7 protein-coding genes and 2 other RNA genes are annotated in these 11686 nt (G+C 53.9%); 5 read left to right on the top strand and 4 right to left on the bottom strand.

Going from position 1 to position 11686, the window contains the following annotated elements; genetic code table 11:
• The gene (gene narL, locus AC6EMZ_RS10040) at nt 1-651 is read right to left on the bottom strand and encodes a two-component system response regulator NarL (RefSeq protein ID WP_498402281.1); all 651 of its coding nucleotides are present in this window, start codon (nt 649-651) and stop codon (nt 1-3) included.
• Nucleotides 644-2440 (bottom strand): nitrate/nitrite two-component system sensor histidine kinase NarX, encoded by a 1797-nt coding sequence (gene narX / locus AC6EMZ_RS10045; protein ID WP_498402282.1) that lies wholly within the window; start codon nt 2438-2440, stop codon nt 644-646. Before narX ends, narL begins: the two co-directional genes overlap by 8 nt.
• Nucleotides 2441-2749: 309 nt before the next feature.
• Here narX and AC6EMZ_RS10050 point away from each other — a divergent pair, with 309 nt between their 5' ends.
• From AC6EMZ_RS10050 to narI, 5 genes are all read left to right on the top strand, one after another.
• On the top strand, nt 2750-4147 hold the full coding sequence (locus AC6EMZ_RS10050; protein WP_498402283.1) for a NarK family nitrate/nitrite MFS transporter: 1398 nt from the start codon (nt 2750-2752) through the stop codon (nt 4145-4147).
• Between the two features lie 380 nt (nt 4148-4527).
• The gene (locus AC6EMZ_RS10055) at nt 4528-8271 is read left to right on the top strand and encodes a nitrate reductase subunit alpha (protein ID WP_498402284.1); all 3744 of its coding nucleotides are present in this window, start codon (nt 4528-4530) and stop codon (nt 8269-8271) included.
• Entirely contained in the window at nt 8268-9803 is a 1536-nt protein-coding gene (gene narH, locus AC6EMZ_RS10060) for a nitrate reductase subunit beta (RefSeq protein ID WP_498402285.1), read from the top strand. The genes AC6EMZ_RS10055 and narH overlap by 4 nt, the downstream gene beginning before the upstream one ends.
• Entirely contained in the window at nt 9800-10510 is a 711-nt protein-coding gene (gene narJ / locus AC6EMZ_RS10065; protein ID WP_498402286.1) for a nitrate reductase molybdenum cofactor assembly chaperone, read from the top strand. The genes narH and narJ overlap by 4 nt, the downstream gene beginning before the upstream one ends.
• Nucleotides 10510-11187 carry a respiratory nitrate reductase subunit gamma gene (narI, locus tag AC6EMZ_RS10070; RefSeq protein WP_498402287.1) on the top strand — a complete coding sequence of 226 codons (678 nt, stop codon included), beginning with the start codon at nt 10510-10512 and terminating at the stop codon, nt 11185-11187. Before narJ ends, narI begins: the two co-directional genes overlap by 1 nt.
• Nucleotides 11188-11385: 198 nt before the next feature.
• Here narI and AC6EMZ_RS10075 read toward each other — a convergent pair.
• Both AC6EMZ_RS10075 and AC6EMZ_RS10080 read right to left on the bottom strand, forming a co-directional pair.
• Nucleotides 11386-11516, bottom strand: a non-coding RNA gene (locus AC6EMZ_RS10075) — RtT sRNA.
• A 43-nt stretch (nt 11517-11559) separates the two neighbouring features.
• Nucleotides 11560-11679, bottom strand: a non-coding RNA gene (locus tag AC6EMZ_RS10080) — RtT sRNA.
• Nucleotides 11680-11686 lie beyond the last annotated feature (7 nt).

Consider the following 11686-nt stretch of genomic DNA (forward strand, 5'->3'; position numbering starts at 1 on the left):
CTAGAAAATACGATCCTGATGAACCCACACTGCGGCTTCTACGCGCGATTTCAGCTTCATCTTCTTCAGCATATGCTTCACGTGAACTTTCACGGTGCTTTCGGTGATATCCAGACGACGGGCGATCATTTTATTCGGCAGTCCCTGAGCGATGAGCTTGAGAATATCGCGCTCGCGCGGGGTTAACTGGCTGACATCACGATCGGACGTCGCGCGGTTGGCACGCAGGCTTGCTGCCAGTACTGGCGTTAAGGCTTCGCTCAGTACCATTTCACCCGCAGCAGCCTGCTGGAGCGCTTTGAGCAAGTCTTCCGGCTCCATATCTTTTAGCAGATAGCCGTCTGCGCCGCGCTTGAGGGCGGTGACAACATCTTCTTCATGGTTTGAGACGCTAAAGACCACAATACGTCCAGATAGCGCTTTTTCACGCAGTTTATCCAGCGTTTCCAGACCGTTCATGCCCGGCATATTCAGATCAAGCAGGATCAAATCAGGATCGAGGGACTCGGCAAGTTCAATACCCTGTTCACCGTTGCTGGCTTCACCCACAACGGTAATGTCTTCCGCCATGCTGACAAGTTGTTTTACGCCGGTGCGCAGCATCGGATGATCGTCGATCAACAGAATAGTTGCCGGTTCCTGATTAGTCATGGTTTTCTCCTTGAGCAGTTATAAGAGGCTTTTCGGGAATAAAGGTCACCACTACTTCAGTGCCGCCTGAGTCACCCCGGCGAACCTGGCAATCTCCGCGCAGACTTTGCGCGCGGTCTCGCATAATAATTAAACCATAGTGGTTACTTCTCTCAGCGTTTTCCGGCACGCCGCAGCCGTTGTCATGAACCGTCAGTCTCACCTGATTATTGTGGTGACTGACGGTGACAGTCACTGCCGTCGCGGCGGAATGTTTAAGCGCATTGCTTAACGCTTCACGAGCGATTTGCAGTAAATGAATGGCCTGGTGGGAGGGGACGAAACGCGGTGGTAACTGGTAATCGAGTTTCACCGGGAATCCCAGACGGGCGCTAAATTCCTGACAGCTTGATTCGAGCGCAGGGCGCAGGCCCGGCTCCGTCAACTGTAAACGGAAAGTGGTCAGCAGCTCGCGAAGCTGTACCCACGACGTATTGAGCTCATTGCGAATCTGGCCTAACAACTGTTTGCTGTTATCCGGCAGGGCGTCGTCCTGCATTTGCAGGCAACTGACCTGCATTTTCATACACGAGAGCGACTGGGCAATCGAATCATGTAATTCGCGCGCAATGGTGGCGCGTTCTTCCATCACAATCAGTTGCTGTTGTTTTTCCTGGTGGCGATCGAGCGCCAACGTTGCCGTCAGCTGTTCGACCAACGTATCGACCAACTGCTGCTGATCGTGGCTCAGGTGACGGCCAGAAGGCAGGGTGGCCAGCAAAATACCGTACTGGGTGTGACTGTCTGTCAGCCGCCACTTTAGGGTGGTCCCACTGCTGGTTAATGGCGGCAGACCGCGTGGACAAAGGTGGCAGCCTTTATCATCACAAGACATATCGGACTGACAGGTGAATTCCTGATGATTTTCTTCATCTTCGACGTCATATACCCGAAGCTCAAGATCGTGCAGCATCGTCAGGTTTTGCAGACCGTTCAGGACGGGAGAAAGGCGCTCGCATAGCGGGACCTGCATATGCAGACGGCGGTTGGCTTGCCAGAGAAAAGAGAGAATTTCGTTCTTTTGCTCAAGGCCGGCTGTTTTTTCCTGTACGCGCTGTTCCAGCACCGCATAGCTTTCTGCCAGCTCACCGGACATGGTGTTCAGCGCCTGGCCGAGCATCGCCATTTCGTTGCGACCGCTAATCTGGGCTCGCCGGGTAAAATCACGTTCCGTCACGGCGCGGGCCACGGCAAGCAATTGTTTCCAGGGGTGCAGCAGTCGTGCGCGCAGCCAAATGATGGTGAAAATCAGCAGTACTGCCATAAAAAAGGCCATTGCCCGTTGGAGCGTGATGACCTGCTCAACCCGTAATTCCGTGGAGTGGTCGAAAGAAGAGACCAGCGTGTCAATGCGAGCGACAAAGTTGGCGACATCGCCCGCCACGCTGTCGGCGCTTTTCGCTTGTTTCAAACCCGGTTCCAGTTGGCTATGCCAGTATCCCTGTAGCGCTTTGAGCTGCGCTTGTTGTCCGTCGCGCTGGGCGGCGACTTCCAGTTCCGGGCTGAATGCGGTACGCTCGATTTCTTCAAGCAGGGGGCTGTCTTCTTGCGTCAGCGGAACGGCGGCCAGCAGACGATAACTCTGCATGCGTAACGAACCTGCCTCGTTAATGGCATGGGCGCTACCCTGTACGCCTTGTACCAGCCAGCCAGAAATCGCCATGCCGGTCACACCAATTGCGGTAGACAGCAAAACGATTAGTGCTAACTGGTTGACTAGCGTCAGCGGGGATAAGCATCTTTTTAACATAGGCTTGCCTGGCTCCTGATTATGCCTGCCTCCAGGAATGGCGCTATTCTCGTGCATACCCTGGAGTATACCCATACCAACAAAGGATTACCCCTTAATTGCCGGAGGAGTTATTGCCGGGAGGAGGGTAAGGCCGCGAACCGTCAGCCGCGTGAAAAACCACACCTTTTTTATCGAAATAACCTACTCACTTAGGGTAATGGCGTTTTTTAGCCCGCCAAACCGTCAACTTTTCCTTTGATTTATATCAACTTACCGCCAGCTTAAAACCCTAATGTTTGCAGTATCTTTCGATAATCAGAGGTGTCTATGAGTCACTCATCTGCCCCGGAGAAAGCCTCCGGTGCTGTTATTACAGAATGGCGTCCAGAAGATCCGGCGTTCTGGCAACAGCGTGGCCAGCGTGTAGCCAGTCGTAATCTGTGGATTTCCGTTCCGTGTTTGTTATTAGCGTTTTGTGTATGGATGTTGTTTAGCGCAGTGGCGGTGAACCTGCCGAAGGTCGGCTTTACCTTCACGACCGATCAGCTGTTCATGCTAACGGCGCTGCCCGCGTTATCGGGTGCGCTGTTGCGTGTACCTTATGCGTTTATGGTGCCGCTGTTTGGTGGCCGTCGCTGGACGGCATTCAGTACCGGGATCATGATCGTTCCGTGCGTATGGCTGGGTTTTGCGGTGCAGGACACCTCTACACCGTTCAGCATTTTCGTGATCATCTCTCTGCTGTGCGGTTTTGCTGGCGCAAACTTTGCTTCCAGTATGGCGAACATCAGTTTCTTCTTCCCGAAAGCAAAACAGGGCGGCGCGCTGGGTATTAACGGCGGTCTGGGTAATATGGGCGTCAGCGTGATGCAGCTGATTGCACCGCTGGTGGTGTCGCTCTCAATCTTTGCTGCGTTTGGCGGAACGGGTACCGCACAGCCGGATGGCTCGATGCTGTACCTCGAAAACGCTGCCTGGATTTGGGTGCCGTTCCTGGTCGTGCTGACCCTGATGGCATGGTTCTTTATGAACGATCTGTCGGCGTCTAAGGCTTCTCTGAGCGAGCAACTGCCGGTACTGAAGCGTGGGCATCTGTGGGTGATGGCGCTGCTGTATCTGGCGACCTTCGGCTCCTTTATCGGTTTCTCCGCGGGCTTTGCGATGCTGTCGAAGACTCAGTTTCCTGATGTCCAGATTCTGCACTACGCGTTCTTCGGTCCGTTTATCGGTGCGCTGGCGCGTTCTACCGGCGGGATGATTTCTGACCGTCTGGGCGGGACCCGCGTTACGCTGGTGAACTTTGTCGTTATGGCTATCTTCTGCGCATTGTTGTTCCTGACGCTGCCAACAAATGGCCAGGGTGGCAACTTCATCGCCTTCTTCGGTGTGTTTATGGTGCTGTTCCTGACGGCCGGGCTGGGGAGTGCGTCTACCTTCCAGATGATCTCGGTTATCTTCCGTAAGCTGACGACCGACCGCGTAAAAGCGCAGGGTGGCAACGAAGAGCAGGCAATGCGTGAAGCCGCGACGGATACGGCGGCTGCACTGGGCTTTATTTCAGCAATTGGCGCTATTGGCGGGTTCTTTATCCCGAAAGCGTTTGGTATCTCTCTTGACCTGACGGGCTCTCCGGCAGGGGCAATGAAAGTCTTCCTCGTCTTCTATATCGCCTGCGTGGTTATCACGTGGCTGGTATATGGCCGTAATACTAAGAAAAATAAGTAAGATGTGATTATCCGTTTGCGCGACCTTAAGGTCGCGCTTTTTTTGACCTGAAAGTAGTTACAACATACTTTTAGCCGTCAAACTGCTTTGCACGTTAACACTGTGATCGCCATCGCTTTGCAGAAATACCTACTCCTTAATACCCCAAATGTTAAATACAACCGGATAATTTGTGCGGAAAATAATAAAAATCCTTACAAATCATATAAATAAAAAATCAATTTTTATACCGCTTTGGTGGTATAGCGGAAAACACTGCGGGTGAGTAACCCCATTCGCATTGATCGTTATCAATTCCCGCCATCTTTCATAGCGTTACCTTCGCTGCAAATCAGCAATGTCGATTTAGAGAGCCACAGGCTCCACACAGGAGATACCCGATGAGCAAATTTTTGGACCGGTTTCGCTACTTCAAGCAGAAGGGCGACACTTTTGCCGATGGGCACGGCCAGGTTCTGGAGACCAACCGGGACTGGGAAGATGGATACCGTCAACGTTGGCAGCATGACAAAGTCGTGCGTTCTACCCACGGTGTAAACTGCACCGGTTCCTGCAGCTGGAAGATTTTCGTTAAAAACGGTCTGGTGACCTGGGAAGTGCAGCAGACCGACTATCCGCGTACGCGTCCGGATATGCCTAACCATGAACCGCGCGGCTGTCCGCGTGGCGCGAGCTACTCCTGGTATCTGTACAGCGCAAACCGCCTGAAATACCCGCTGATGCGTAAGCGTCTGATGAAAATGTGGCGTGAAGCAAAAGTGCAGCACAGCGATCCTGTTGATGCCTGGGCCTCTATCATTGAAGACTCTGATAAAGCAAAAAGCTTCAAGCAGGCTCGCGGTCGCGGCGGTTTTGTTCGTTCGACCTGGCAGGAAGTGAATGAGCTGATCGCGGCGTCTAACGTCTACACCGTCAAAACCTACGGTCCGGACCGCGTGGCAGGCTTCTCGCCGATCCCGGCGATGTCGATGGTTTCTTACGCCTCTGGTGCGCGTTATCTTTCTCTCATCGGCGGTACCTGTCTGAGCTTCTACGACTGGTATTGCGACTTACCCCCTGCGTCACCACAGACCTGGGGTGAGCAGACCGATGTGCCTGAATCCGCCGACTGGTACAACTCCAGCTACATCCTCGCCTGGGGTTCAAACGTTCCGCAGACCCGTACACCGGATGCACACTTCTTTACTGAAGTACGTTACAAAGGCACCAAAACCGTTGCCATTACGCCGGACTATGCCGAAATCGCCAAACTGTGCGACCTGTGGCTGGCTCCGAAGCAAGGTACCGATGCGGCGATGGCGCTGGCGATGGGCCACGTCATGCTGCGCGAATTCCACCTCGATAAACCCAGCCAGTACTTTACCGACTACGTGCGCCGCTACACCGACATGCCAATGCTGGTCATGCTGGAAGAGCGCGACGGCTACTATGCGGCGGGTCGTATGCTGCGCGCGGCCGATCTGGTGGATGCGTTGGGTCAGGAAAACAATCCAGAATGGAAGACGGTCGCTTATAGTAACAGCGGCGATATGGTGGCACCGAACGGTTCTATCGGCTTCCGCTGGGGCGAGAAAGGCAAGTGGAACCTGGAGCAGCGCGATGCGACCTCTGGCGAAGAGACCGACCTGCGTCTGAGCATGCTGGGTAGCCAGGATGACATTGCTGAAGTGGGTTTCCCGTACTTTGGTGGTGATGGTACCGAGCATTTCAACAACGTGAAGCTGGAAAATATTCTGCTGCACAAGCTGCCGGTAAAACGTCTGCAACTCGCCGATGGCACGACGGCGCTGGTGACCACCGTTTACGATCTGACCATGGCCAACTACGGCCTGGAGCGCGGTCTGAACGACGAAAACTGCGCAACCAGCTACGACGATATCAAAGCGTACACACCGGCATGGGCCGAGCAAATCACTGGCGTTCCGCGCGCGCAAATCACCCGTATCGCGCGTGAGTTTGCTGAGAACGCCGACAAAACGCATGGCCGCTCGATGATCATCGTGGGCGCAGGGCTTAACCACTGGTTCCACCTCGATATGAACTATCGTGGCCTGATCAACATGCTGGTCTTCTGCGGCTGTGTCGGTCAGAGCGGGGGCGGTTGGGCACACTATGTGGGCCAGGAAAAATTACGTCCGCAGACCGGCTGGCAGCCGCTGGCGTTTGGTCTTGACTGGCAGCGTCCAGCACGTCACATGAACAGCACCTCCTACTTCTATAACCATTCCAGCCAGTGGCGCTACGAGACGGTGACGGCACAAGAACTGCTGTCGCCAATGGCAGATAAATCTCGCTATACCGGCCATCTGATTGACTTCAACGTGCGCGCTGAGCGTATGGGCTGGCTGCCGTCTGCACCACAGCTGGGTACTAACCCGCTGCGCATTGCGGAAGAGGCGAAGAAAGCCGGAATGTCACCGGTCGATTACACCGTCAAATCCCTGAAGGACGGCTCGATTCGCTTTGCGGCGGAACAGCCTGAAAACGGAAAAAACCACCCGCGTAACCTGTTTATCTGGCGCTCCAACCTGCTGGGTTCATCCGGTAAAGGCCATGAGTACATGCTGAAGTACCTGCTCGGTACCGATCACGGTATTCAGGGTAAAGACCTCGGCAAGCAGGGTGGCGTTAAGCCTGAAGAAGTGGAATGGCACGATAACGGTCTCGACGGCAAGCTGGATCTGGTGGTGACGCTGGACTTCCGTCTTTCCAGCACCTGTCTCTATTCCGACATCGTGCTGCCAACCGCCACCTGGTATGAAAAAGACGATATGAATACTTCGGATATGCATCCGTTTATTCACCCATTGTCGGCGGCCGTTGACCCGGCATGGGAATCGAAAAGCGACTGGGAAATCTACAAAGGCATCGCGAAGAAATTCTCTGAAGTGTGTGTGGGTCATCTGGGCGTTGAAACTGATGTGGTCACGCTGCCAATCCAGCACGACTCTGCGGCGGAACTGGCGCAACCGCTGGGCGTGAAGGACTGGAAAAAAGGCGAATGCGATCTGATTCCAGGTAAAACCGCACCGCATATTATCCCGGTTGAGCGCGATTACCCGGCGACCTTTGAGCGCTTTACCTCTATCGGCCCGCTGATGGAGAAAATCGGTAACGGCGGTAAAGGGATTGCCTGGAACACCCAGAGCGAAATGGATCTGCTGCGTAAGCTCAATTACACCAAAGCAGACGGCCCGGCTAAAGGTCAGCCAATGCTGAACACGGCGATTGATGCTGCTGAAATGATCCTGACTCTGGCACCTGAAACCAATGGTCAGGTGGCAGTCAAAGCCTGGGCTGCGCTCAGCGAGTTTACCGGTCGTGACCATACGCATCTGGCGCTGAATAAAGAAGACGAAAAAATTCGCTTCCGCGATATTCAGGCCCAGCCGCGCAAAATTATCTCCAGCCCGACCTGGTCAGGTCTGGAAGACGAACACGTGTCTTATAACGCGGGTTACACCAACGTTCACGAGCTGATCCCATGGCGCACCCTGACAGGCCGTCAGTCGCTGTATCAGGATCACCAGTGGATGCGTGATTTTGGTGAAAGCCTGCTGGTTTATCGTCCGCCGATTGATACCCGTTCGGTGAAAGAAGTGATGGGCGAGAAATCCAACGGTTATCCGGAAAAAGCGTTGAACTTCCTGACGCCGCACCAGAAATGGGGCATTCACTCCACCTATAGCGACAACCTGCTGATGCTGACGTTAGGTCGCGGCGGTCCAGTAGTGTGGATGAGCGAAGCGGATGCGAAAGAATTGCAGATCGTGGATAACGACTGGATTGAAGTGTTCAACAGCAACGGTGCGTTAACTGCCCGTGCCGTCGTGAGCCAGCGTGTACCTGCCGGGATGACCATGATGTATCACGCGCAGGAACGTATCGTGAACCTTCCAGGTTCAGAGATTACCCAGCAGCGCGGTGGTATCCATAACTCGGTGACCCGTATTACGCCGAAACCGACTCACATGATCGGTGGATATGCCCAGCTGGCTTACAGCTTTAACTACTACGGCACCGTCGGCTCGAATCGCGATGAGTTTGTGGTGGTACGTAAAATGAAAAATATTGACTGGTTAGACGGCGAAGGAAATGACCAGGTACAGGAGAGCGTAAAATGAAAATTCGTTCACAAGTCGGCATGGTGCTGAATCTGGATAAATGCATCGGCTGTCATACCTGCTCGGTTACCTGTAAAAACGTCTGGACCAGCCGTGAAGGTACGGAATACGCCTGGTTCAACAACGTTGAAACCAAACCGGGTACCGGCTTCCCGACCGACTGGGAAAATCAGGAAAAATGGAAGGGCGGTTGGATCCGTAAGATCAACGGCAAGCTGCAACCGCGCATGGGTAATCGCGCGATGCTGCTGGGTAAAATCTTCGCCAACCCGCATATGCCGGGCATCGATGATTACTACGAACCGTTCGATTTCGACTACCAGAATCTGCACAACGCGGCGGAAGGCAAGCACCAGCCTATCGCTCGTCCACGCTCGCTGATCACCGGTCAGCGTATGGCCAAGATCGTAAAAGGCCCGAACTGGGAAGACGATCTGGGCGGTGAGTTCGAGAAGCTGTCGAAAGACAAAAACTTCGAGAACATGCAGAAGGCGATGTACGGTCAGTTTGAAAACACCTTCATGATGTATTTGCCGCGCCTGTGCGAACACTGCCTGAATCCGGCCTGTGTCGCGACCTGCCCAAGCGGTGCCATCTATAAGCGTGAAGAAGACGGGATCGTGCTTATCGACCAGGACAAGTGTCGCGGCTGGCGGATGTGTATTACCGGCTGTCCATACAAAAAAATCTACTTCAACTGGAAAAGCGGAAAGTCAGAGAAATGCATCTTCTGCTATCCACGTATCGAAGCCGGTCAGCCAACCGTGTGTTCTGAAAGCTGCGTAGGCCGTATTCGTTACCTCGGCGTGTTGTTGTACGACGCAGACGCCATTGAGAACGCGGCGAGCACCGAACATGAAAAAGATCTGTATCAGCGTCAGCTGGACGTGTTCCTCGATCCGCACGATCCGAAAGTGATTCAACAAGCGCTGAAAGATGGTGTGCCGCAGAGCGTGATCGACGCGGCGCAACAGTCGCCGGTTTACAAAATGGCGATGGACTGGAAGCTGGCCCTGCCGTTGCACCCAGAATATCGCACGCTGCCGATGGTGTGGTATGTGCCGCCACTGTCACCGATTCAGTCTGCCGCAGATGCGGGTGAACTGGGTAGCAACGGTATTCTGCCGGACGTCGAAAGCCTGCGTATCCCGGTTCAGTACCTGGCTAACCTGCTGACGGCAGGAGATACCCAACCGGTACTGTTAGCGCTGAAACGTATGCTGGCAATGCGTCACTTCAAACGTGCAGAAACGGTAGACGGCGTTATCGATACCAGCGCGCTGGAAGAGGTCGGACTGAGCGAAGCGCAGGCGCAGGAAATGTACCGTTATCTGGCGATCGCAAACTATGAAGATCGTTTCGTGGTACCGAGTAGCCACCGCGAACTCGCCCGCGAAGCTTTCCCGGAAAAAAGTGGCTGTGGTTTTACCTTTGGTGACGGTTGCCACGGGTCGGACACTAAATTCAACCTGTTCAACAGCCGTCGCATTGATGCGATGGATGTGACCAGCAAAACGGAGCCGCACCAATGATTGAACTTGTCATTGTTTCGCGTCTGCTCGAGTACCCTGATGCTTCCCTTGTGGAGCATCAGCAGGAGCTGTTTGAAGCACTCGCGTCGTCTGAAAACCTGGATAAAGAGGATGCCCAATCGTTGGGTGTTTTCCTGCGCGATCTGCTCGCTCAGGATCTTCTGGATGCCCAGTCTGACTATAGCCAGCTATTCGACCGTGGCCGTGCCACTTCACTGTTGCTGTTCGAACATGTTCACGGTGAATCCCGCGATCGTGGTCAGGCGATGGTCGATTTGATGTCTCAGTACGAAGAGCACGGTCTGCAACTCGATAGCCGCGAGTTGCCGGATCATCTGCCACTGTATCTGGAATATCTGGCGCAATTGCCGAAAGAAGAAGCGATTGGGGGACTACAGGATATTGCGCCGATTCTGGCGCTGCTCAGCGCACGTTTACAACAACGTGAAAGCCGTTATGCAGTGCTGTTCGATCTGCTGGTGAAGCTGACAAATACTGCTGTCGACAGTAAAAAGGTTGCGGAAAAAATTGCGGACGAAGCCCGCGATGATACCCCGCAGGCGCTGGATGCAGTTTGGGAAGAGGAACAGGTGAAGTTCTTTGCAGACCAGAACTGCGGCGAGTCAGAAATTACGACTCATCAGCGTCGATTTGCCGGAGCTGTTGCCCCGCAATATTTGAATATCTCTAACGGAGGGCAGCAATAATGCAATTCCTGAATATGTTCTTCTTCGATATCTACCCGTATATTGCGGGCACCGTGTTCCTGGTGGGAAGCTGGTTGCGTTATGACTATGGCCAGTACACCTGGCGTGCCGGTTCCAGCCAGATGCTGGATCGTAAAGGCATGAACATGGCTTCGAACCTGTTCCATATTGGTATCCTCGGTGTCATCGCGGGCCATGCCTTCGGGATGTTAACGCCACACTGGATGTACGAAGCGTGGCTGCCGCTGGAAGTGAAACAGAAGATGGCAATGTTTGGTGGCGGTGCTGCGGGCCTGATGTGCCTGGTTGGCGGCCTGCTGCTGCTCAAACGCCGTCTCTTCAGTCCTCGCATTCGCGCGACGACAACCGCGGCCGATATCCTGGTGATGTCGGTGCTGGTTACCCAGTGTGCGCTGGGTCTGCTGACTATTCCTTTCTCTGCGCAGCATATGGACGGCAGTGAAATGATGAAGCTGGTGGGCTGGGCGCAATCCGTAGTGACCTTCCACGGCGGCGCGTCTGAGCACCTGGACGGCGTGGCGTTTATCTTCCGCATGCACCTGGTGCTGGGTATGACGCTGTTCGTGTTGTTCCCGTTCTCTCGCCTGGTGCATGTCTGGAGCGTACCGGTGGAATATCTGACACGCAAATATCAGATTGTGCGCGCACGTCGCTGATCGGAATTGACGCTTTTCAAGACCCTGCTTCGGCAGGGTTTTTTTATGTCTGTAATTAATGAAACGCGTGGCAAAGAGTATTCAAGGGGTGGTACAGATGAACTTAAGAATATGAAGTTGTTTTATGAGAGATGGTGGCGGGGGCAGAATATGTGAAAAATGACGAAATAGTGAGAATGGTTATTTCTGAAGAGATGGTGGTGGTGGGGGAAGGATTACTCAGCGCGATGCGCTTCGCCCTTCGGGTCGTTGCCTGCGGCAACGCTTTCTCGCTACGCTCGAATCGAACCTTAGTCGAAGCTTCTCATCCTTCCCCGTGGGGCAGAATATTTGAAAATGACGAAATACTGAGAATGGATATTTCTGAAGAGATGGTGGTGGGGGAAGGATTACTCAGCGCGATGCGCTTCGCCCTTCGGGTCGTTGCCTGCGGCAACGCTTTCTCGCTACGCTCGAATCGAACCTTAGTCGAAGCTTCTCATCCTTCCCCGTGGGGCAG

The sequence above is a fragment of the Enterobacter sp. SCRI0065 genome (genome assembly GCF_059766475.1).